Consider the following 22,447-nt stretch of genomic DNA (forward strand, 5'->3'; position numbering starts at 1 on the left):
CGTCGCGTCTGCCCGGGTCGCTCAGAAGGCGTGCTGGGCGCCGCCGTCGACGGGCAGCATCAGACCGGTGAGGTAGGACGCGGCGGGGGAGAGGACGAAGGCGGCGGCCCTGCCGAACTCCTCCGGGGTGCCGTAGCGGCCCAGCGGGATCGCCGCGCTGTTGCGGAGCCGGGCCTCCTCCGCGTTGCCGGAGAGCGCGTCCAGCTCGCGGACGCGGTCGGTGTCGATACGGGAAGGCAGCAGGCCGACGACCCGGATACCGCGCGGGCCCAGCTCCACCGAGAGCGACTTGGCCAGGCCCGCGAGGCCCGGGCGCAGGCCGTTGGAGATGGTGAGGCCCTGGATCGGTTCACGCACCGAGCCGGAGAGGACGAAGCCGATCACTCCGCCGGAGGTCAGCGCGGCCGCGGCGGCGCGAGCCAGGCGCACCGCACCCAGGAAGACCGCCTCGAAGGCGGCCAGCCACTGCTCGTCGGTGTTGTCGGCGAGCAGCCCGGCCGGTGGGCCGCCGACGCTCACCAGAATGCCGTCGAAGCGGCCGAAGTGTTCCTGGGCGAGGGCGATGACCCGGTCGGCGGTCTCCGGGTCGCCGTTGTCGGCCGCGACACCGACGGCGTTCGGGCCCAGCTCGGCGGCGGCCTGGGCGGCCTGGGCGGCGTCGCGTCCGGTGATCAGCACCTTCGCGCCGTCGGCGACCAGCTCGGCGGCGGTGGCGCGGCCCAGTCCCCGGGTGGCGCCGGTGATCACGTAGACACGGTCTTTGAGTCCAAGATCCATGGGGTCAGTCTGCCGTGGTCGCCGGGAAGAGCGTGCAGGCGGTGCCCACCAGGCCGACGTGGCTGAACGCCTGCGGGAAGTTGCCCAGCATCCGGGAGGCGCCGGGGTCGTACTCCTCGGAGAGCAGCCCGACATCGTTGCGCAGCGCCAGCAGCTGGTCGAACAGCTCCCGCGCCTGGCGGTCGCGGCCCGCCATGTGCAGGGCGTCCGCCAGCCAGAACGAGCAGGCGACGAACGCGCCCTCGCTGCCGGGCAGCCCGTCGATCCGGGAGCTGTCCGCGCTGTAGCGGCGGATCAGGCCGTCCTGGCCGAGCTCGCGGCGGACCGCGTCGACGGTGCCGACGACCCGCGGGTCGGTGCCGGGCAGGAAGCCGCACCGGGGGATCAGCAGGGTCGCGGCGTCGAGTTCGGATGAGCCGTAGGACTGGGTGAAGGTGGCGCGCTCGGCGTCGTAGCCGCGGCGGCACACCTCCTCGTGGACGGTGTCCCGCATGGCCCGCCAGCGGTCGGCGTCGCCGCGGAGGTCGGGGTGCGCCTCGACGGTGCGCACCGCCCGGTCGGCGGCGACCCAGGCCATCACCTTGGAGTGCACGAAGTGGCGGCGCGGGCTGCGGATCTCCCACAGCCCCTCGTCGGGGTCGCGCCATGCCGACTCCAGGAAGTCCATCAGCCCGCGCTGCATGTTCCAGGCGTGCGGTTCGGCGGGCATGCCGTGCTCGCGGGCGAGATGCAGGGAGTCCAGGACCTCGCCGTAGACGTCGAGCTGGCGTTGGTGGGCGGCCGCGTTGCCGGCCCGGACGGGCGTCGAGTCCTGGTAGCCGGGGAGCCAGGGCAGGTCGTACTCGGGCAGCCGCCGCTCGCCCCGCAGCCCGTACATGATCTGCAGATCGGCGGGGTCCCCGGCGATCGCGCGCAGCAGCCAGTCGCGCCAGGCGGTCGCCTCCTGCCGGTATCCGGTGGAGAGCAGGGCGTTCAGGGTGAGGGCGGAGTCGCGCAGCCAGCAGTAGCGGTAGTCCCAGTTGCGGACGCCGCCGATGTCCTCGGGCAGCGAGGTGGTGGGGGCGGCGACGATGCCGCCGGTGGGGGCGTAGGTCAGCGCCTTGAGGGTGATCAGGGAACGGAGTACGGCCTCCCGGCACGGGCCGCGGTAGCAGCACTGCGCGGTCCACTCGCGCCAGTCGGCCAGCGAGTCCGTCAGGGCCTGGCGCGGGTCGACCAGTGGCGGACGGGGTTGGTGGGAGGGGTGCCAGGTGAGGACGAAGGCCACCGTGTCCCCGGCGGAGACGGTGAACTCCGAGCGGGTGCTGAAGCCCTCGCCGTAGGTGCGCACGTCGGGATCGGAGCGCAGCCATACGGAGTCGGGCCCGGCGACGGCGACCCGGTGGCCGTCGCAGCGGCGCACCCAGGGGACGACCTGGCCGTAGTCGAAGCGCAGCCGCAGCACGCTGAGCATCCCGACCCGGCCGGAGACTCCCTCGACGATGCGGATCACATCGGGCGCCTGATCGCGCTGCGGCATGAAGTCGGTGACCTTGACGGTGCCGTCGGCGGTCTCCCAGACGGACTCCAGCACCAGCGAGTGGCGCAGGTAGGCCCGGCGGGTGCAGCTTCCGGCGCCCGCCGGGGCGAGCCGCCAGTGGCCGTTGTCCCGGTCCCCCAGCAGGGTGGCGAAGCAGGCCGGCGAGTCGAAGCGGGGCAGGCAGAGCCAGTCGATCGAGCCGTCGCGGCCTACCAGCGCGCCCGTCTGGTGGTCGCCGATGAGTGCGTAGTCCTCGATGCGTTGCGGCACACCGTTCGGGTGCCCCGGGACCGGCGAAGCTAGTCGGATCCCCCGGCGGCGGGCTCCTTCGGGGCGGCTGCCGCCTCGGCGGCTCCGGTGGGGCTACGGCCCAGGCTGCTCCGGCGGGGCTACTTCGGGGCGGCTGCCGTCTCGGTGGCCTCGGCGGCCTCGGCGGGTTCGGCGGGCTCGCGGGGAGCGTCGGCGCGCTTCGCCGCCGCGGCGGCCAGATCGCGGCGCTCCCGGCGTACCAGGACGACCCAGCCGGCCGGCACCGCGGCGGCGAACAGCCACCACTGGACGGCGTACGCCATGTGCGGGCCGATGTCGCTGTGATCCGGGGCCGGCACCGGGGTGGGCTGCCTGGTCCCCTTCGGGGTGGAGGCGGTGAGTTCGATGTAGCCGCCGAGCACCGGGCGGTCCAGCGTCCTGCCCTGCCGCTCGCTGCTGATGAGCATGACCTGGCGGTCGGGCAGCCCCTTCTTGTCCTTGATGCCGCTGCTGCCGGTGGTCTCGTCGGGCCGCAGCCGGCCGGTGACGGTGACCTTGCCCCGGGGGGCGGCGGGCACCTCGGGGTACTTCGTCAGATCGCCGCCGGTCGGGATCCAGCCGCGGTTGACCAGCACCGCGCGGCCGTCGTCGAGGAGCAGCGGGGTGAGGACGAAGTAGCCGATCTCGTCATTGGCGCCGGTGCGCTGGCGGACCACGACCTCGTGCGCGGAGTCGTAGCGGCCGGTGGCGGTCACGGCGCGCCAGGTGGCGTCGCGGGGCAGCTCGCGCCCGGGGGTGGTGAGCTTGCCGACCGGGACGGCCGGGGCGTCGAGGCTGGCGGCGACGAGGTCGTTCTGCGCTACCCGGTGCTGGTGGCGGTGGAGCTGCCAGAATCCCAGCTTGATCATGACCGGGATGAGGACGAGCCCCACGAGCGTGAGGATCACCCACTGCCGGGACAACAGGAAGCGGTACACGGCTTAAGACAGTACCCGTCGTGGATCGTCCCCCGGCCGGTGGGTGCCGACTGAGGGACGATCGAGGGGAATGTGCGCCGGGAGTGACCGAGGGGAATCAGACGCGGTCGACGATGCCCGTCCTCCCTTCCGCGCGGGCACAGTGCGCCCCGCAGTAGAAGTGCCCGTCGGCCTCCACGCCCTGCCCGATGATCTGACAGCGGCAGTGTTCGCAGATCGGCGCCATGCGGTGGATGGCGCAGGAGAAACAGTCGAAGACGTGCACCGCGCCCTGCGCGTGCACCTCGAACGTCATGTTGTAGTCGTTTCCGCAGACCTCGCATCGTGCCATGCGCCACAGCCTGCGGCGCGAGGGAGCGGGCGGGCGAGCGGCGGGCGGGCGCGTCGCCCGGACTTCACCTGATTGTCGGGTCGGATGGTCCGATGAGCGGCCTCCGCTCATCGGACGCGGGCCCGCTCCGCCGCTCAGGCCGGGGCGGGCCGCACATGCTGGAGCAGCTGCAGATAGACCGCCTCGTCGACGACCGGAGTGCCGAAGGAGCGGGCCTTGGCGACCTTGGAGGTGGGGGAGTCCGGGTCGTTGGTGACCAGCAGGCTGGTGAGCCGGGAGACGCTGGTGGCGACGTGCAGCCCGGCCTCCACGGCGCGGTCCTCCAGCAGCTCCCGGTCGACCGAGGTGTCGCCGGAGAAGGCCACCCGCATGCCCTGGATCAGCTGCTCACCCGGCACATAGCGGCCGGGGTTGGGATAGGGGCAGGGCGGCCGCTTGCGGCTGGGCCGCCAGCTGCCCGCCGCGTACGACCGCTGCTGACCGATCGAGCGGTAGCCGCCCCCGGACTCCGCGCGGGACTGCCCCCAGCTCGCCGTGGCCGGGGTGTCGGTCCACTCGGTGAGCGGCTGGCAGGCCAGCAGCGGCAGCCGCAGACCCGATCGGGCAGCCAGCCGCAGGCTGGGCCGGAAGGTCTCGGCCAGCACCCGGGCGTCGTCCAGGGCGTGGTGGGCGCGCTGCTGCACCACGCCGTAGTGGGCGGCGAGCGTCTCCAGCTTGTGGTTGGACAGCGGCAGGCCCAGCTCCTTCGACAGGGCGATGGTGCACAGCCGCTGCCGCACCGGTGCGGTCTGCCGGGCGCGGGCGTACTCGCGGGCGATCATCGACCAGTCGAAGGCGGCGTTGTGCGCGACCAGCACCCGGTCCGCGAGGCGCTCGGACAGCTCGCCGACGATCTCCCCGAAGAGCGGGGCACCGTCGAGCACCTCGCTCGTCAGGCCGTGGATCCACACCGGGCCGGGGTCCCGCTCCGGGTTGACCAGCGTGTACCAGTGGTCCTGGACCTCGCCCTGCGCGTCCACCCGGTAGACGGCGGCCGACACTATCCGGTCATCCCGGGCGAGTCCGGTGGTCTCCACGTCGACGACCGCGTACCCCTCGGGGTACGCGGTCGGCCACGGGTTCATCGGCGGAGCGGCTGCCGTGCGGTCTTCGAGCATGGTCAATGAGGATACGGGCCGACGCTGACAGTCACCGAGCCGGCCCGGTCACTATGTGACGGTGTGAAAGGTGACGGGGCTTTTGGGAAGTAAACGCTTGCTGACGACCGGTCTCGCTTACTTCTCGGTAACTACCTCTAGCCGCAGCCGCCAGGGCGGCTCTATCTTGCGAACATGCCTCACCTTCCCGATGTCGTGTTGTGGTCGATACCGGCTTTCGTGCTGCTTACCGCCGTGGAGATGGTGAGCTATCGGATCCATCCCGACGACGAGGCCGAGGGGTACGAAGCCAAGGACGCCGCGACCAGCGTCGGCATGGGCCTGGGCAGCCTGGCTTTCGATTTCCTGTGGAAAATCCCGATTGTCGCGATCTACTCCGCCATCTACGAACTCACTCCGCTGCATGTGCCCGTGGTGTGGTGGACGCTGCCGCTGATGCTGCTCGCACAGGACTTCTTCTACTACTGGTCGCACCGCGGGCATCACGTCATCCGGATCCTGTGGGCCTGCCACGTGGTCCACCACTCCAGCCGGAAGTTCAACTTCACCACCGCGCTGCGCCAGCCGTGGACGACCTGGACCGTCTGGCCCTTCTATGTGCCGATGATCGCGCTGGGCGTGCACCCGGCCGCCGTCGCCTTCTGTTCGGCGACCAACCTCGTCTACCAGTTCTGGGTGCACACCGAGCGGATCGGCAAGCTGTGGCGCCCCATCGAGTTCGTCTTCAACACGCCCTCGCACCACCGGGTCCACCACGCCTCCCAGGGCGGCTACCTGGACCGCAACTTCGGCGGCATCCTCATCCTCTGGGACCGCCTCTTCCGCTCCTTCGTCCCCGAGACCGAACGCCCCGTCTACGGCCTGACGAAGAACATCGACACCCACAACCCGCTGCGCGTGGCCACCCATGAGTACGCCGCCATCGCCCGCGACATCCGCGCGGCGAGCAGCTGGCGCGAGCGCGCCGGCCGCGTCTTCCGCGGCCCCGGCTGGCAGCCGGCCGCCCCCGCGACGGCCCCCGCGGTCGCCTCGGCTGCCGACGGTCAGCCAGCGCCCGCCCCGCAGCCGGAATCCGTGCCCCACCAGCCCGCGGCCAAGCAGCCCACCGCATGAGCGGGACACAGCCCGTGAGCGGCGCTCGGCCGGCGAACGACTCCCACCGCCCGGCGGGACCGCCCGTGTCGCCACGTGCGGAGCAAGTCGCCCGGGCCACCCTCGGGCTCTTCGCCCTCCTCACCGCCGTCCACCTCGGCGCGCTGCTCGCCGGCACCGACACCGTCGAAAACCTCACCAAACCGGCCCTCATGCCGGTGCTCGCCGCTTACGTCCTGGCCCGCGGCGGCCCCCGCCCGCTGGCCGCCGCCCTGCTCTTCGGCTGCGGAGGCGACACCCTCCTCCAGATCGGCGGCGACCTCGTCTTCCTGCTCGGCATGGGCTCGTTCGCCGCCGGACACCTCTGCTACCTGCTGCTCTTCCGCCGCAGCGAAGCCGCCCGCATCCCCCCACTCCTCGCCGCCGGCTACGCGGCCGCCTGGCTCGGCACCGTCGCCCTGCTCTGGCCCGACCTCCCCGCCGACATGCGCGGCCCGGTGGCCGGATACAGCCTGCTCCTCACCGCCATGGCCCTCGGCGCCCTGCGCGCCGGCCCCGTCGCCGCCCTGGGTGGGCTGCTCTTCCTGCTCTCCGACACCCTGATCGCCACCGACATAGCCGACTGGCCCCAGGCCCCGATCCCGCAGTTCTGGATCATGCTGACGTATGTCGGTGCCCAGTACGCGCTGACGACCGGGCTGCTCCGGACGGCACCGAGCGGCCCGACGGCCATGCAGCCACCGGCGGCTGCGGCAGTCTGACGACCGCTCAGCGGAGCGCCGGGGCATGGGGAGATCACCGGTTTCAGCAGCGTCGACGACTGACCGGCGGTACCCCGAAGTTGCGGGGTACCGCCGGTCGTCCGGCCGGTGAGGCCGGGTGATCACATGTGCGACAGCCGGCGTCGCGGCTTACTTCTCGACCGCGTCCAGCGCGTCCGCGATGCCGGCCCCGTAGAAGCCGTTGTTGTCGGCGTCGCCCTCGCACACCGCGTCGACCTTGCCGTCGCCGTCGATGTCGTACGTGGTGGGGCAGGCGGTGTCGTCGGCCTGGGCCAGGAGGAGGCGCTTGACCTTCTTGGCGGAGGCGTGCGGGTGGGTGGACTTGATGAGCGCGGCGGTGCCGGCGACGTGCGGGGAGGCCATCGAGGTGCCCGCCATGTAGCCGTACTTGCCGCCCGGCAGGGTGTTGTAGATCTGGCCGCTGGTGGCCGGGGGCTCGGGCTTCTGGTAGCGGGTGGAGTCGCCGCCGGGGGCCGCGATGTCGATGATGCCCAGGCCGTAGTTGGAGAAGGAGGACTTCAGGCCCTTGGCGCCGGTCGAGGCCACGGTGACGACACCCGGCAGCTGGGTCGGGATGTCCAGGCACTTCGACGGGTCGATGTCCCGGTCACCGGGGGTGGTGTCGTTCGGGCTGGTCGGGTCGAGGATGGAGTCCGACGCCAGGTCGTAGTTCTCGTTGCCCGCCGCGGCGACGTTGACCACCCCGCGCCGCTCGGCGTAGCGGGAGGCGCGGCCGACCGCGTCGACCAGGGCCTTCTGGTCCGGGTCGTTCAGGCAGTTGAAGTTCCACGGGTCGGTGTAATAGCTGTTGTTGGTGACGTCCACGCCGTGCTCGGCGGCCCAGACGAAGCCGCAGACGACCGCCTCGGTGTAGAAGAAGCCGTCGGGGTTGGAGACCTTGATCCCGGAGACCTTCACGCCCGGCGCGACGCCGGTGACGCCGATGCCGTTCTTCGCGGCGGCGATCTCACCGGCCACATGCGTGCCGTGCGGGCTCTCGGCGGCTGCGGGGCGCCAGGCGCCGTCCGTGGTGTCCGGCTTGCCGGAGACGCAGTTGACCGACGCCTGACGGTCGAAGTTCGGGGCGAGGTCGGGGTGGGTGTCGTCCACACCGGTGTCGATGACCGCCACGGTGACGTCGCGGCTGCCCAGGGTCTTGGCGTGCGCCTTGTCCGCCTTCATGGCGGGCAGGTCCCACTGCAGCGGCTCCAGCGGGTCCTGGCCCGCGGTGGCGCGGGCGGCGACGGCCCGCTGCTCCTTCTCGGAGAGCAGCTTCGGGGAGCCGGTGTCGGTGGTGGACTGGGCGGGCAGCGGCTTGGTGCGGGTGGCACCGGCCGAGTCGACGCCGCGGACGGTGCGGATCTTCTTGGCGAAGTCCGCGGCGGCGGAGTGGACGACGATCACGCCGATCTTCTCGTACGCGATGACCACGGTGCCGCCGGCGGCGGTGATGGCCTTCTTGATCCGCGGCGAGTCGGTCAGCCCGGGGCGGACGTTGACCACATAGCTCAGCGAGGTGCCCTCGGCCGTGGCGGCCACGGCGGAGCCCTCGGTGGTGTCGGTGTCGGCGGCCGTGGCGCCGCTCGGGATCAGGGCGAGCGTGGCGGTCAGTGCCACGGCCGCGGGTATCGCGGCGGTGCGCAGCACGCGGGCGGAGCGGGAAGCCATGGGGGACTCCAGTTCGTCGATGGTTGCCGGGTGTACCGGGTGGGGGCATCCCCAGTGGTGGCTGGGGGAGGACGAAGCCGGGGCCGGGCCGCGGACGGCGACCCGGCCCCGGTTGGAGCAGCTGCTCAGCGGGTCACTTGGTGACCGCGTCCAGCGCGTCGACGATGCCGTAGCCGTAGAAGCCGTTGACATGCGCGGTGCCGGTGCAGGTGGCGTCCACCGTGCCGTCACCGTTCCCGTCGTACGGCGCGGTGGGGCAGCCCGGGTTGTCCGCGTACTCCTTCAGGAGCCACTGGATCTCCTGCGGGGTGGACGTCGGGTGCGCGCTCTTGACCAGCGCGGCGACACCGGCGACGTGCGGGCCGGCCATCGAGGTGCCCTGGAGGTAGGCGTAGTCGCCGTCGGGCATGGTGGACAGGATGCGGCCGTCCTTCGCGGGCAGCTCGGGCACCTGGTACTTGTCACCACCCGGGGCGGCCACGTCGATCTGGTTCAGGCCGTAGTTCGAGTAGTACGACTTCGCGGACTTCACGCCGGTCGCGGAGACGGTGACCACACCCGGGATCTGGGTGGGCACGTCGAGGCACTTCGACGGGTCGATCTCGCGCTCCACCGGAGTCGAGTCGTTCGGGCTCGAGGCGTCCTTGATGGACTTGCCGGCGAGGTCGAAGTTGGAGTTGCCCGCGGAGGCGACGTTGATGGCGCCCTTGCGCTGCGCGTACTTCGCCGCGCGGCTGACCGCGTCAAGGATGGCCTTCTGGTCGAGGTCATCCTTGCAGTTGAACATCCACGGGTCGACGTAGTAGCTGTTGTTCGTCACCTCGACGCCGTGGTCGGCGGCGAAGACGAAGGCGCAGACCACGTTCTCCGCGTAGAACAGACCGTCGTTCGGGTCGCTCACCTTGATGCCGGCGATCTTCACACCCGGCGCGACGCCGGCCACGCCGACACCGTTGCGCGCGGCGGCGATCGAGCCCGCCACATGCGTGCCGTGGTAGTCCTCGTCCGGGTTGTACGGACGCCAGGCACCGGGGGTGGTGTCCGCGACGCCGCCCACGCAGTTGGCCGACTGCTTCGCCGAGAAGTTCGGGGCGAGGTCGGGGTGGGTGTCGTCCACACCGGTGTCGATGACCGCGACCGTCACCTTGTTGCTGCCGGGGTTCACCTTCGCGGCCTTGTCGGCCTTGATGGCGGGCAGGTCCCACTGCAGCGGCTCCAGCGGCTCCTTGCCGGCGGCCAGGGACCTGGCCTTGCTGGTGGCGGTGGTGCGCGGGACCTTGATCTTCTCCGGCTTGCCGACCTCGGTGGTGGTCTGCGCCTTCAGCGGCGCGGTGCGCGTGGCACCGGCGGACTGCACGCCCTGCACGGCGCGGATCGTGGCGGCGAAGTCCGGGTTGCCGGAGTGCGCGACGATCACACCGATCTTCGGGTGGGCGGTGACGATCTTGCCGCCGGCTGCCGTGATGGCCTGCTTGACCTTGTCGACGGTGGCCTTGTCGGCGGTGGTGTTCACGACGTACGACAGCTGCGGTCCGTCGGCCTGGGCGGTACGGGTGACCGAGTCCTGGGGGCTGGCTATGGCTCCGTGGGGGAGGAAGCCGAGGGACGCGGTGAGGGCCAGCCCGACCGGCACGGCCAACATGGCGCGCCGACGGGTGGATCTCAGATGAGCCATGGGGTCTCCACATCATCCGTGAGACCGCCCGCGCGCCATCTGCGCCCGGGCGGTGTACATGACGAGTGAAGCTAGCGCCGATCAAGCTCAGCCATCAATACATTCCGGAAGAAATCCGATCACGGTTCGCATACGAAGTGCCCCTTTTTTTAACAGATTTGGGCGGCATTCTGTTGACGCGCTCTGTCGGAGGACTTCCGGACGGTCCTACGATGCGTGACCTGGATCACTCGCACCCCGTCCCCCCTCACTCACCAGGAGAGATCGTGGACACCGCACCCCCCGATCAGCAGCGGCAGCATCCCCGGCCACCGTACGAACAGGTGCAATCGAGTCCCGAATTCGGTGAACTGCGCCGCGCGCACCGCTCGTTCGCCTTTCCGCTCACGGTCGCCTTCGTCAGCTGGTACCTGCTCTATGTCCTGCTGTCGAACTACGCCGACGGTTTCATGGCCACCAAGGTCGTCGGCCATGTCAACATCGCCCTGATCTTCGGCCTGGCGCAGTTCCTGACCACCTTCCTGATCGCCTGGTGGTACGCGCGGCACGCGGCGCGCAAGCTCGACCCGCGCGCCGAGGTCATCAAGGCCCGGCTGGAGGGCGGCGCATGAGGCACCACACCACCCTCCTCGCCGCCGCCACCGATGCCAGTGAGCACCGCCCGCTGATCATCACCCTCTTCGCGGTCTTCGTCGTGGCGACCCTGGGCATCACCGTCTGGGCCGGGCGCCAGACCCGGGACGCCGCCGACTTCTACGCCGGCGGACGCCAGTTCTCCGGCTTCCAGAACGGACTGGCCGTCTCCGGCGACTACATGTCCGCGGCGTCCTTCCTCGGCATCGCGGGCGCCATCGCGCTCTACGGCTACGACGGATTCCTCTACTCCATCGGCTTCCTGGTCGCCTGGCTGGTCGCGCTGCTGCTGGTCGCCGAACCGCTGCGCAACTCCGGCCGCTACACCATGGGCGACGTCCTCGCCTACCGCATGCGGCAGCGCCCGGTGCGCACCGCCGCGGGCACCTCCACCATCGTCGTGTCGATCTTCTACCTGCTGGCCCAGATGGCGGGCGCCGGTGTGCTGGTGTCGCTGCTCCTGGGCATCAAGAGCGACGCCGGCAAGGTCGCGATCGTCGGGCTGGTCGGCGTCCTGATGATCGTCTACGTCACCATCGGCGGCATGAAGGGCACCACCTGGGTGCAGATGGTCAAGGCGGTCCTGCTGATCGCGGGCACCCTGCTCATCACCTTCCTGATCCTGTGGAAGTTCCACTTCAACCTCTCGGACCTGCTCGGCAGCGCGGCCTCCAACAGCGGCCAGGGATCGTCCTTCCTGGAACCGGGCCTGAAATACGGCGCCAGCGGCACCTCGAAGCTGGACTTCATCTCGCTGGGCATCGCGCTGGTCCTCGGCACCGCCGGACTGCCGCACATCCTCATCCGCTTCTACACCGTGCCCACCGCCAAGGCCGCCCGTAAGTCGGTGAACTGGGCGATCGGCATCATCGGCGCCTTCTACCTGATGACGATCGTGCTCGGCTTCGGCGCGGCCGCGCTGCTGGAGCAGAGCGACATCAAGGCCTCCAACAAGGCGGGCAACACCGCGGCCCCGCTGGCGGCCATGGAGATCGGCGGCGGCGGGGACTCCACCGGCGGCGCGATCCTGCTCGCGATCATCTCCGCGGTCGCCTTCGCCACCATCCTCGCGGTGGTCGCCGGCCTGACCCTCGCCTCCTCGTCCTCCTTCGCCCACGACATCTACGCCAACGTCATCCGCAAGGGGAAGGCCAGTGAGCGGGAGGAGGTCCGCGCGGCCCGCTGGGCGACCGTGCTGATCGGCGCGGTGGCCATCGTGCTCGGCGCCTTCGCCCGGGACCTCAACGTCGCCGGCCTGGTCGCGCTCGCCTTCGCGGTCGCCGCCTCGGCCAACCTGCCCACCATCCTCTACAGCCTCTTCTGGAAGCGGTTCACCACGCAGGGTGCGCTCTGGTCCATCTACGGCGGCCTGGTCTCCTCCGTGGTGCTGGTGCTCTTCTCGCCGGTGGTCTCGGGCAAGGAGACCTCGATGTTCAAGAACGCCGACTTCTACTGGTTCCCGCTGGAGAACCCCGGGCTGATCTCCATCCCGCTGGGCTTCCTGCTCGGCTGGCTGGGCTCGCTGCTCTCCAAGGAGGAGCCCGACCGGGAGAAGTACGCCGAGCTGGAGGTGCGCTCGCTCACCGGATACGGCGCCCACTGACGGCGCCGGGGCCGCCCGGACCAGGGCTCCGGGCGGCCCCGCCCACGGACGGCCACCGGGTCGTTACTTCAACGAACTGTTGAAGATCGTGCTTGTCGCGTACGCTGCTGCACCATTGACACCAGCGCATGCACCCGACATCCGTGGGAGGGGTCGCCGCCATGCTGATCGACACCTATGGTCGCGTCGCCACCGATCTGCGCGTCTCGCTGACCGATCGGTGCAATCTGCGCTGCACCTACTGCATGCCCGAGGAGGGGCTGCAGTGGCTGGCCAAGCCCGACCTCCTCACCGACGACGAGATCGTCCGCCTCATCGGCATAGCCGTGACCCAGCTCGGCGTCACCGAGGTGCGCTTCACCGGCGGCGAGCCGCTGCTGCGCCCCGGCCTCGTCTCCATCGTCGAGCGCTGCGCCGCCCTGGAGCCCCGGCCCCGGATGTCGCTGACCACCAACGGCATCGGCCTGGCCCGCACCGCCGAGGCACTGCGCGACGCCGGCCTGGACCGGGTCAACGTCTCCCTGGACACCCTGCGCCCCGAGGTCTTCCAGACCCTCACCCGCCGCAAGCGCCACCACGACGTGCTCGCCGGACTGGAGGCGGCCCGCGCGGCCGGACTCACCCCGGTCAAGGTCAACGCCGTGCTGATGCCCGGCCTCAACGACGACGAGGCGCCCGACCTGCTCGCCTGGGCGGTGGCCGGCGGCTACGAGCTCCGCTTCATCGAGCAGATGCCGCTCGACGCCCAGCACGGCTGGAAGCGCGAGGGCATGATCACCGCCGGGGACATCCTGACCTCGCTGCGCACCCGCTTCGAGCTCACCGCCGAAGGCGAGGACGAGCGCGGCTCGGCCCCCGCGGAGCGCTGGCTGGTGGACGGCGGCCCGGCCCGGGTCGGCGTCATCGCCTCGGTGACCCGCCCGTTCTGCCGGACCTGCGACCGCACCCGGCTCACCGCCGACGGGCAGGTGCGCACCTGTCTGTTCGCCCGGGAGGAGTCCGACCTGCGCGGGCCCTTGCGCTCCGGCGCCCCGGACGAGGAGGTCGCCCGGCTGTGGCGGCAGGCGATGTGGGGCAAGAAGGCCGGCTCCGGCCTGGACGACCCGTCGTTCCTCCAGCCCGACCGGCCCATGTCCGCGATCGGCGGCTGACCGGCGCGGTCAGCTCTCGGGGCCGGCCTCTGGGTCCTGCCAATCGGCCAGCTTCACCACGTCCTTGAGGAAGCCGCGCACCCCGAGGAACTGCGACAGATGCTCCCGGTGCTCCTCGCAGGCGAGCCACGTCTTGCGCCGCTCCGGCGTGTGGATCTTCGGGTTGTTCCAGGCCAGCACCCACACGGCCGGCGCCTTGCAGCCCTTGGCCGAACAGATCACGTCGGCGGTCGAATCGGGGGAAGCCTCTGCGGAGTTCACAACCCGAGGGTATGCCACCCGGACATGACGACGCCGGGCAGCCACGGGGGGAGCCGCCCGGCGTCGGTCCGTCGCTCCGACGGGGGATGCGGAGCGCGTACGCAGTATGTCATGGGACATGGGGCGCGGTGCACCGTAACCACATGATTGATCTGAAGCTTTTCCGCCGGCCCCGGGCGCGCGACAGCTCAGTCGCGCCCCTGCCGACCGTCCTCGGACGCGCCCGCGGCGTCTTCCGGTACGGATTCCGTCCGCGGGTTCTCCTCGCCCGGCGTCAGCATCGGAGGAGTGGGGGAGGGGAAGAAGCTCGACGGCAGCGACGGGGCGTTCTCCCGGCCCGCGTTGGCGATCACCACGGCGATGTACGGCAGCAGCATGCCCACCACCAGCGCCACGATCGCGACATGCCGCTCCACGCCCCACAGCACCGCCGCCAGCACCACCGCCACCGTGCGCACGGACATCGAGATGACATAGCGCCGCTGCCTGCCGCGCACATCGTCGGCCAGGCTCTGCCGGGCGCCGGTGATCCGGAAAACCTCCGCATCGCCGCGCTTCCGCATCACGTTCCACCACCTGACTGCCGCGCCGGTCCCACCCCGGCACCGGACACCGTCCACGGTACGCCTCGCCACCGGCGGCACGGAGGCCGGGGCACACCGATGGACGGCCCGGCTGTCGGTCAAGCGGCGTAGGGCACCTGCGTCATGCGTCCAACCGTGCCCGCGGCATGTGCCGTACGGGTGGTGGCCGCCGCGCACCCGGCGCGGCGGCCACCACCGCGGTCACACTCCGCGCAGCTCGGCGATCTTCCGGCCCGCCTTCAGGAACACCCCGCCGGACGCCTCCAGCTGGCCGCCCTCGACGGCCTCCCGGACCACCTCGCCGAGCGGCCGGATGGCCTGGGCCTCGGTCAGCACGACGCTCTGCTGGCCGCCGTCGCCCTGACCGACCAGCCGCAGCCCGTTCTGCTTCGCGACCCGGCGGGCGGCCGACGCGCTGGGCTGGAACTCCAGCACCTTGGAGAGCACCGCGGTGACCGCCTCCGCGCCGTGCTCGGCCAGCTCCACCACCGGCAGCGACTCGACCTCGGTGAAGCTCTTCTTGGAGAACTGCGCGACGAAGCCGGCCCGGGCGGACATCGCGGCCTCCACGCCGTACAGCGCCGCGACCACCTCACCCGCCAGGACCTTCTTGAGGTCCATCGGGTGCAGCCGCTTGGAAGCGACCCGGGCCAGGACGAACGCGATCTCCTCGTCCGTCCACTCCGTCCACGCCTTGAGGTACGGCTCCATCAGCCGGTCGGGAACCGACATGATCTTGCCGAACACGTCGTCGGCGGGGGCGCTCAGCCCGACGTAGTTCCCCTTGGACTTGGACATCTTGGCGCCGGTGCCGTCCGTGCCCTCGATCAGCGGCATGGTCACCACCAGCTGCGGCCGCTGCCCGCGCAGCTCCATCAGCTTGCGGCCCATCTGCAGGTTGAGCAGCTGGTCGGCGCCGCCCAGCTCCACGTCGCACTCCAGCGCCACCGAGTCCAGGCCCTGCGCGATCGGGTAGAGCAGCTCGGTCATGGTCAGGCCGGAGCCGGCGGCGAGCCGGTTGCGGAAGTCCTCGCGCTGGAGCAGCTGCGAGACCGGCACCTGCGAGAGCAGACCGAGCAGCTCGGGGAAGGTGTACGGAGCCAGCCACTCGCTGTTCTGCCGGAAACTGACCTGCTCGAAGTCGAAGAACGGCCGGACCTGCTCACGGTAGGTCGCCAGGTTCCGCTCGATGTCCTGATCGGTCAGCGGCGGCCGCTCGGCGGTACGCCCCGACGGGTCGCCGATCTTGGCCGTGAAGTCACCGATGATCAGCGTGACGTCATGACCCAGCCGCTGGAAACGGCTGAGGATGATCAGCGGCACGGCGTGCCCGAGGTGCACATCGGTGGCCGTCGGGTCGATGCCCAGCTTGACGTGCAGACCCTTGCCGGCCGCCTGGCGCTGCTCGATGCGCTCGGCCAGCTTCTCCACACCGGGCAGCACCTCCACCGTCCGGGAGGCGATCAGCTCGGCCTGCTCCTTCGCCGACAGGTCCGACAGGTCCAGATAGCGCCTCGACTTCGTCTCCGTGAGCAGCTGCTCCACGGTGGAGTCGGAGGAAAGGTCCTGCGCCAGCAGAGCGCTGGCGCGCGCGACGGAGTCGCCGAGGCGTGTCATCGTGGCGTTCCTGAGGTGTGGTCGGACGAAGGACAGGTCGAGTCTATTTGGTCGTGCCGGCGGTTTTTGGCTCCGCCGGCGGCCATCGGCTTCTCCGGGGGGCTAGACGCCCTGGCTGACCGAGCTCATGTTGAAGTCGGGCACCCGCAGCGCAGGCATCGCCGCCCGGGTGAACCAGTCGCTCCACTCCCGCGGCAGGGTCCGCTCGGTACGGCCCGCCTCGGTGGCCCGGGAGAGCAGATCCACCGGCGACTCGTTGAAGCGGAAGTTGTTCACCTCGCCGACGACCTCGCCGCCCTCGACGAGATAGACCCCGTCCCGGGTCAGCCCGGTCAGCAGCAGGGTGGCCGGATCGACCTCGCGGATGTACCACAGGCAGGTCAGCAGCAGACCCCGCTCGGTGCCCGCGACCATCTCGTCCAGCGAACGGCTGCCGCCCGCGTCCAGGATCAGGTTGTCGATGACCGGTGCCACCGGCTGACCGGTGAGCTCCGCGGTGTGCCGGGAGGTGATCAGCCGGTTCAGCCGCCCGTCACGTACCCAGTCGGTGGCCGGCAGCGGCAGACCGTTGTCGAAGACGGACGTGTCGTCGTCCGAGGAGTGCGCCAGGACGAACGGCGCCGCCTCCAGTCCCGGCTCATGCGGATCGCTGCGCAGCGTCAGCGGCAGCTCGGACAGCTTCTCGCCCAGCCGGGTGCCGCCGCCGGGCTTGCTGAAGACCGTACGTCCCTCGACCGCGTCCCGCGCCGACGCCGCCCACATCTGGCAGACCAGCAGGTCGGCCACGGCGGTCGGCGGCAGCAGCGTCTCGTACCGACCGGCCGGCAGCTCGGTCCGCCGCTTCGCCCACTCCAGCCGCCGTGCCAGCTCGGCGTCCAGCTCCGCCGGATCCACGTCCTTGAAGTCCCGGGTGGCACGGCCCGCCCAGGCCGAGCGCGTCCGGTCCGGCGACTTGGCGTTCAGCTCCAGCGTCCCGGTCGGCTGGTCGTGGCGCAGCCGCAGCCCCGCCGAGGTGCCCAGATAGCTGGAGACCACCTCGTGGTTGGCGAAGCCGTACAGCTCCCGGCCGCCCGCGCGGGCCCGCGCGAAGGACTCCCCGAGCGCCGGGGCGAAGGCGGCGAACACCTCGGAGGAGGTCTCGGCGGGGGCGTCGGCGAAGTCGACCGAGGCGGGCACGCCGGTCACCAGCGGCTGGGCGTCCTCGGCCGGGCCCGCGTCCCGCGCGGCCGCCTCGGCGGCCCGCACCAGCGACTCCAGCTCGTCCGCCGTGACCGCGGAACGTGACACCACACCGGCGGCGGTGCCCTCCTTGCCGTCCACCGTCGCGATCACGGTGAGCGTGCGGCCGCGGGTGACGCCGTTCGTCGTCAGGGCGTTGCCCGCCCAGCGCAGGTTCGCCGTGGACCGCTCGTCGGCGACGACCGCGCAGTGGTCGGCGCGGGAGAGTTCCAGCGCCCGCTCCACGATCTCGTGCGGCTTGTGGCTGCGGCTCATCGACCGGCCTCCTGCGTGGTGTTGAGGATGTTGACGCCGCGGAAGAGCGCGGAGGGGCAGCCGTGCGAGACCGCGGCGATCTGGCCCGGCTGGGCCTTGCCGCAGTTGAACGCGCCGCCCAGGACGTAGGTCTGCGGGCCCCCGACGGCCTCCATCGAGCCCCAGAAGTCGGTGGTGGTCGCCTGGTAGGCGACGTTCTTCAGCTGACCCGCCAGCCGGCCGTTCTCGATCTTGAAGAAGCGCTGGCCGGTGAACTGGAAGTTGTAGCGCTGCATGTCGATCGACCACGACCGGTCGCCGACGACATAGATGCCGCGCTCCACGCCCGAGATCAGCTCCTCGGTGTCCGGCCCGTCCGGCGCCGGCTGGAGCGAGACGTTCGCCATCCGCTGCACCGGGACGTGCTCGGGGGAGTCGGCGAAGGCGCAGCCGTTGGACCGGTCGAAGCCGGTGAGCTTGGCGATCCGCCGGTCGAGCTGGTAGCCCACCAGCACGCCGTCCTTGACCAGGTCCCAGGACTGGCCGGCCACGCCCTCGTCGTCGTACCCGATGGTCGCCAGCCCGTGCTCGGCGGTCCGGTCGCCGGTGACGTTCATGATCGGCGAACCGTAGGTGAGCTTCCCGAGCTGGTCGAAGGTGGCGAACGAGGTGCCCGCATACGCCGCCTCGTAGCCCAGCGCCCGGTCCAGCTCGGTGGCGTGCCCGATCGACTCATGGATGGTGAGCCACAGATTCGACGGGTCCACCACCAGGTCGTACGTCCCCGCCTCGACCGACGGCGCCCGCATCTTCTCGGCGAGCAGTACCGGGATCTCGGCCAGCTCCGCGTCCCAGTCCCAGCCGGTGCCCCGCAGGTACTCCCAGCCCCGGCCGGCCGGCGGGGCGAGGGTGCGCATCGAGTCGAACTCGCCGCTGTCCGGGTCCACCGCCACGGCCGTCAGCGCCGGGTGCAGCCGCACCCGCTGCTGGGTGGTCGTGGTGCCCGCGGTGTCGGCGTAGAACTTGTTCTCCTGGACGGTCATCAGCTGGGCGTCGGTGTGGGCGACCCCGTCCGCCCGCAGCAGACGCTCGCTGAAGTCGGTCAGCAGCGCCGTCTTGTCCGCGTCCGGCACATCGAACGGGTTGATCTCATAGGACGAGACCCAGGTCCGGTCCGCGTGCACCGGCTCCGCCGCCAGCTCCACCCTCTCGCCCGCCCGTCGCCCACCACCACCCTTCGGCGGAAGCGCTTCGCGCTCTCTGTTCGCGGCCTCGATCACCTTGGCGGACAGCTTCGCCATCGCCACCGCCTGCGAGGCCACCCGGGCCGCCGCGTCCATGGTCAGATCGACCCCCGAGGCGAAACCCCAGCTGCCGCCGTGCACCACCCGCACCGCATAGCCCAGGTCGGTGGTGTCCGACGAGCCCGCGGGCCTGGCGTCCCGAAGCCGCCAGGACGCGCTGCGCACCCGCTCCAGGCGGAAGTCGGCGTGCTCGGCGCCCAGCGCGCGGGCGCGCGCCAGAGCCGCGTCGGCGAGCGCGCGCAGCGGCAACGCCAGAAATGACGGATCGACCTCATGGGGCACGACGGCCTCCCCTTCTTGTCGTTCTCCACAGCTGTTGTCGTTCACCACGGCGTTCACCCGCAGTGAATCACGGCTCGCAGACCGTACAGAGAATCAGGCGCCGGGGACAGGTGGATTTCTGTAGGGACCCCACAGCGACCGCAGCGCGCCCCTGTGCGGCCCGGATTCCCCGTAACCGGCCATGGACCGATAGTTTCGTGCAGACAACGGACACAGACGCACGCTGCGACATCGAACAGAGAGGGTGGTCCCTTGAGCCGCTCGGTTCTCGTCACCGGAGGCAACCGCGGTATCGGCCTCGCCATCGCCCGCGCGTTCGCCGACGCGGGCGACAAGGTCGCCATCACCTACCGGTCCGGCGAGCCGCCCGCGGGCTTCCTCGCCGTCAAGTGCGACATCACGGACCCGGAGCAGGTCGAGCAGGCGTACAAGGAGATCGAGGAGAAGCAGGGCGCGGTCGAGGTGCTGGTGGCGAACGCCGGCGTCACCCGCGACCAGCTGCTGATGCGGATGTCCGAAGAGGACTTCACCTCGGTCCTGGAGACCAACCTGACCGGCACCTTCCGGGTGGTCAAGCGGGCCAACCGCGCCATGCTGCGCGCCCGCAAGGGACGCATCGTCCTGATCTCCTCGGTCGTGGGCCTGCTCGGATCCGCGGGACAGGCGAACTACGCCGCCTCCAAGGCCGGCATGGTGGGCTTCGCCCGCTCCCTCGCCCGCGAGCTGGGCTCGCGCAACATCACCGTCAACGTGGTCGCGCCCGGCTTCGTCGACACCGACATGACCCGCGCGCTCAGCGACGAGCAGCGGGAGAGCATCGTGAAGCAGGTGCCCTTGGCGCGCTACGCGCAGCCCGAGGAGATCGCCTCCGCGGTCCGCTTCCTGGCCTCCGACGAGGCCGCGTACATCACTGGAGCCGTCATCCCCGTCGACGGCGGAATGGGCATGGGTCACTGAACGTCATGAGTGGAATTCTCGCCGGCAAGCGCATCCTGATCACGGGCGTCATCACCGACGCCTCCATCGGCTTCCACGCCGCCAAGCTGGCCCAGGAGGAGGGCGCCGAGGTCATCCTCACCGGCTTCGGGCGGCTTTCGCTGGTCGAGCGGATCGCCAAGCGGCTGCCCAAGCCCGCCCCGGTCATCGAGCTGGACGTCACCAACACCGAGCACCTGGACTCCCTCGCCGACAAGGTGCGCGAGCACCTCGGTGAGGGTGTCGACCTGGACGGCATCGTCCACTCGATCGCCTTCGGCCCGCAGGGTGCGTTCAACTTCCTGGAGGCGTCCTGGGAGGACGTGTCCACCGCGGTGCACGTCTCCGCGTACTCCCTCAAGTCGCTGACCACGGCGCTGCTGCCGCTGATGCCGCGCGGCGGCTCGGTCGTCGGTCTCACCTTCGACGCGCAGTTCGCGTGGCCGGTGTACGACTGGATGGGCGTCGCCAAGGCGGCCCTGGAGTCCACCTCCCGCTACCTCGCCCGCGACCTGGGCCCGAAGAACGTGCGCTCCAACCTGGTCTCGGCCGGCCCGATCAAGTCGATGGCCGCCAAGTCCATCCCCGGCTTCGAGGTGCTGGCCGACCAGTGGGGCGACCGCGCCCCGATCGGCTGGGAGATCGCCGACCCGGAGCCGGCGGCCCGCGGTGTCGTCGCGCTGCTGTCGGACTGGTTCCCCAAGACCACCGGTGAGGTCGTGCACGTCGACGGCGGCGTGCACATGATGGGCGTCTGAGCCCGTCTGACCCCCTCCCGGCCGTACCACCGGCCGTAGCACGTGGTGCCGGGCCCTGCCCGGCGTGATGCCCCGGTCCCCGCACAGTGCGGGGGCCGGGGCATCGCCCTTCGGCGGGACCTCTACCGGGCCCGCGCCGGGGCGCGGACAATCACCCGTTCGGGCCAGTCCGGCGGGCGGCCGGGGCCGGGGGCGCGCACCGTGGTGTACGCACTGCGCACCGCGTAGCGGAGCACCGGAGGCACCCGGTGGGTGCGGCCGGGCCATGCGGCCGGGCCAGGCGCCGCAGTGGCCACGCGCCGCAGTACGGCCGAGGAGGTCCCGTCATGCGCATCTCCCGCCCCGCGGCGGCCGTGGCCCTGACGGCGGCCGCGTTCGCGGTGGGCGCGGCCCAGCCGCAGGCCGTCCCGGGCTCGGCTCGGCACCAGGCCGCCCCGGAGCGGCCCGGGGACCGGGTCGCGGAGCAGCGGCCCCGAGCGGAGTCCGGCCGGAAGCGGCCCGAGCCGGCCGCCTGCAACGCCTGGACGGAGGGCTCGCGGGCGATCGCCAGCTGTTTCAACCCCAACCCCGAGGCCGACCGGGTCCAGTTGCATGTGGAGTGCGACCGCTGGTGGGACCCGGACATGGACGGCGCCGCGTTCGACCTCGGCCCCGCCCAGCACGTACGGCTCACCCAGCGCTGCTGGAAGGAGATCCGCGAGGCGTGGGTGAGCCACCGCCCGCTGAGCTCCCGGCGGTGAGGCGGCCGCCCGGCGGGCGGTGGCTCGCGGGCGGTGCTCCGTGGTGGCTCGCGGGCGGCGCGTCGTCAGCCGATGGTGAGGCGGCCGGTGCTCAGCGGTTCGGCGCGAAGCGGCAGGAGAAGGGGTGCGCGCTCGCCTCGGCCGCGGCCCGCTCGCCGTCCCCGGCCCGGATCGCCTCCACCAGCCGGGCGTGGTCCACATGGGCCTCCGGCCGCAGCTCGGCGCCGACGTCCGCGCGCAGGAACTCCCGCAGCACCCCGGCGAGGTCGGCGTACAGCTCCGCCAGCACCTCGTTGTGCGAGGCGGCGACGACCGCCATGTGGAAGGTGGCGTCCGCCTCCACGAACGCCTCGGTGTTCCCCGACCGCCAGGCACGCTCCCGCCGGTCGAGCAGGGTGTCCAGCTGCCTGAGGTCCTGCGCGGTGCGCCGCTCCGCCGCCAGCCGCGCCGCCTTCGTCTCCAGCGCGCTGCGCAGCTCGGCGATGTGCAGCGGCTCGGAGTCCGCGAAGCGCCGGTTCATCACCCCGGCCAGCTCGCTGGTCGCCACCACGTAGGTGCCCGAGCCCTGCCGGATGTCCAGCAGGCCGTTGTGAGCGAGCGCGCGCACCGCCTCCCGCACGGTGTTGCGGGCCACCCCGAGCTGCTCGACCAGCTCGGGCTCGGTCGGAATGCGAGCGCCGACCGGCCACTCACCGGAGGTGATCTGGGCGCGCAGCTGGGCGATCACCTGGTCGGCGAGCGCGGAGCGCCGGGGCGAGGTCAGCGGCATGACTCTCCTGGCCTTGAGCCGTCACGGATCTCAGGTCCCGCAAGGGTCCTGAAGGGCGTCTGAACCCTCC

Annotated in this window: 21 protein-coding genes; 8 read left to right on the forward strand and 13 right to left on the reverse strand. The window is 71.4% G+C overall.

Annotated features, from left to right (window positions below; translation table 11 throughout):
* Window positions 1–21 precede the first annotated feature (21 nt).
* The 5 genes from AC4BDD_RS23630 to AC4BDD_RS23650 form a co-directional block, all read right to left on the reverse strand.
* Window positions 22–777, reverse strand: a complete 756-nt coding sequence (locus tag AC4BDD_RS23630) for an SDR family oxidoreductase (RefSeq protein ID WP_490687471.1) — start codon at window positions 775–777, stop codon at window positions 22–24.
* Window positions 778–781: 4 nt separating this feature from the next.
* Window positions 782–2,566 (reverse strand): glycoside hydrolase family 15 protein, encoded by a 1,785-nt coding sequence (locus tag AC4BDD_RS23635; protein ID WP_490687472.1) that lies wholly within the window; start codon window positions 2,564–2,566, stop codon window positions 782–784.
* A gap of 119 nt (window positions 2,567–2,685) precedes the next feature.
* Complete coding sequence (locus tag AC4BDD_RS23640; RefSeq protein WP_490687473.1) at window positions 2,686–3,522, reverse strand: SURF1 family cytochrome oxidase biogenesis protein; 837 nt, start codon at window positions 3,520–3,522, stop codon at window positions 2,686–2,688.
* Window positions 3,523–3,619: 97 nt separating this feature from the next.
* Entirely contained in the window at window positions 3,620–3,853 is a 234-nt protein-coding gene (locus tag AC4BDD_RS23645; protein WP_490687474.1) for a hypothetical protein, read from the reverse strand.
* A gap of 134 nt (window positions 3,854–3,987) precedes the next feature.
* Window positions 3,988–5,010, reverse strand: coding sequence for a DEDDh family exonuclease (locus AC4BDD_RS23650; RefSeq protein ID WP_490687475.1), 1,023 nt, complete (start codon window positions 5,008–5,010; stop codon window positions 3,988–3,990).
* Between the two features lie 174 nt (window positions 5,011–5,184).
* Between AC4BDD_RS23650 and AC4BDD_RS23655 the strand changes: the two genes are divergently transcribed.
* Complete coding sequence (locus AC4BDD_RS23655) at window positions 5,185–6,123, forward strand: sterol desaturase family protein (protein WP_490687476.1); 939 nt, start codon at window positions 5,185–5,187, stop codon at window positions 6,121–6,123.
* Window positions 6,124–6,188: 65 nt separating this feature from the next.
* Window positions 6,189–6,863, forward strand: a complete 675-nt coding sequence (locus tag AC4BDD_RS23660) for a lysoplasmalogenase (protein WP_490687477.1) — start codon at window positions 6,189–6,191, stop codon at window positions 6,861–6,863.
* A 150-nt stretch (window positions 6,864–7,013) separates the two neighbouring features.
* Here the strand turns inward: AC4BDD_RS23660 and AC4BDD_RS23665 are convergent, their stop codons facing one another.
* A complete protein-coding gene (locus tag AC4BDD_RS23665; protein WP_490687478.1) occupies window positions 7,014–8,552 on the reverse strand; it encodes a S8 family peptidase in 1,539 nt (512 codons plus the stop codon).
* 133 nt (window positions 8,553–8,685) lie between these two features.
* The gene (locus tag AC4BDD_RS23670; protein ID WP_490687479.1) at window positions 8,686–10,227 is read right to left on the reverse strand and encodes a S8 family peptidase; all 1,542 of its coding nucleotides are present in this window, start codon (window positions 10,225–10,227) and stop codon (window positions 8,686–8,688) included.
* A 263-nt stretch (window positions 10,228–10,490) separates the two neighbouring features.
* Between AC4BDD_RS23670 and AC4BDD_RS23675 the strand changes: the two genes are divergently transcribed.
* From AC4BDD_RS23675 to moaA, 3 genes are all read left to right on the forward strand, one after another.
* A complete protein-coding gene (locus tag AC4BDD_RS23675; protein WP_490691910.1) occupies window positions 10,491–10,838 on the forward strand; it encodes a DUF485 domain-containing protein in 348 nt (115 codons plus the stop codon).
* Window positions 10,835–12,463 carry a solute symporter family protein gene (locus AC4BDD_RS23680; RefSeq protein WP_490687480.1) on the forward strand — a complete coding sequence of 543 codons (1,629 nt, stop codon included), beginning with the start codon at window positions 10,835–10,837 and terminating at the stop codon, window positions 12,461–12,463. Before AC4BDD_RS23675 ends, AC4BDD_RS23680 begins: the two co-directional genes overlap by 4 nt.
* A 161-nt stretch (window positions 12,464–12,624) precedes the next feature.
* Window positions 12,625–13,614 carry a GTP 3',8-cyclase MoaA gene (moaA, locus tag AC4BDD_RS23685; protein WP_490691911.1) on the forward strand — a complete coding sequence of 330 codons (990 nt, stop codon included), beginning with the start codon at window positions 12,625–12,627 and terminating at the stop codon, window positions 13,612–13,614.
* A gap of 9 nt (window positions 13,615–13,623) precedes the next feature.
* Here moaA and AC4BDD_RS23690 read toward each other — a convergent pair whose 3' ends face one another.
* The 5 genes from AC4BDD_RS23690 to AC4BDD_RS23710 form a co-directional block, all read right to left on the reverse strand.
* Window positions 13,624–13,875: a hypothetical protein gene (locus tag AC4BDD_RS23690; protein WP_490687481.1), complete on the reverse strand. Its 252-nt coding sequence runs from the start codon at window positions 13,873–13,875 to the stop codon at window positions 13,624–13,626.
* A 188-nt stretch (window positions 13,876–14,063) separates the two neighbouring features.
* A complete protein-coding gene (locus tag AC4BDD_RS23695; RefSeq protein WP_490691912.1) occupies window positions 14,064–14,438 on the reverse strand; it encodes a DUF3099 domain-containing protein in 375 nt (124 codons plus the stop codon).
* A 222-nt stretch (window positions 14,439–14,660) separates the two neighbouring features.
* Window positions 14,661–16,076 carry a tyrosine--tRNA ligase gene (gene tyrS / locus AC4BDD_RS23700; RefSeq protein WP_490687482.1) on the reverse strand — a complete coding sequence of 472 codons (1,416 nt, stop codon included), beginning with the start codon at window positions 16,074–16,076 and terminating at the stop codon, window positions 14,661–14,663.
* Window positions 16,077–16,178: 102 nt separating this feature from the next.
* Window positions 16,179–17,570, reverse strand: a complete 1,392-nt coding sequence (locus AC4BDD_RS23705) for a metallopeptidase TldD-related protein (protein WP_490687483.1) — start codon at window positions 17,568–17,570, stop codon at window positions 16,179–16,181.
* Window positions 17,567–19,135, reverse strand: coding sequence for a TldD/PmbA family protein (locus AC4BDD_RS23710; RefSeq protein WP_490687484.1), 1,569 nt, complete (start codon window positions 19,133–19,135; stop codon window positions 17,567–17,569). The genes AC4BDD_RS23705 and AC4BDD_RS23710 overlap by 4 nt, the downstream gene beginning before the upstream one ends.
* Window positions 19,136–19,387: 252 nt before the next feature.
* Here AC4BDD_RS23710 and fabG point away from each other — a divergent pair, with 252 nt between their 5' ends.
* The 3 genes from fabG to AC4BDD_RS23725 all read left to right on the forward strand — a co-directional run bounded on the left by fabG (window position 19,388) and on the right by AC4BDD_RS23725 (window position 21,608).
* Window positions 19,388–20,092, forward strand: a complete 705-nt coding sequence (gene fabG, locus AC4BDD_RS23715; protein WP_490687485.1) for a 3-oxoacyl-[acyl-carrier-protein] reductase — start codon at window positions 19,388–19,390, stop codon at window positions 20,090–20,092.
* A gap of 5 nt (window positions 20,093–20,097) precedes the next feature.
* Window positions 20,098–20,868, forward strand: a complete 771-nt coding sequence (gene fabI, locus AC4BDD_RS23720) for an enoyl-ACP reductase FabI (protein WP_490687486.1) — start codon at window positions 20,098–20,100, stop codon at window positions 20,866–20,868.
* 326 nt (window positions 20,869–21,194) lie between these two features.
* Window positions 21,195–21,608, forward strand: coding sequence for a hypothetical protein (locus tag AC4BDD_RS23725; RefSeq protein ID WP_490687487.1), 414 nt, complete (start codon window positions 21,195–21,197; stop codon window positions 21,606–21,608).
* 91 nt (window positions 21,609–21,699) lie between these two features.
* On the opposite strand, the gene AC4BDD_RS23730 is transcribed toward AC4BDD_RS23725, so the two are convergent.
* Window positions 21,700–22,377, reverse strand: a complete 678-nt coding sequence (locus tag AC4BDD_RS23730) for a FadR/GntR family transcriptional regulator (protein WP_490687488.1) — start codon at window positions 22,375–22,377, stop codon at window positions 21,700–21,702.
* Between the last annotated feature and the right edge of the window lie 70 nt (window positions 22,378–22,447).

Source organism: Streptomyces sp. JLBT605, from assembly GCF_058215555.1.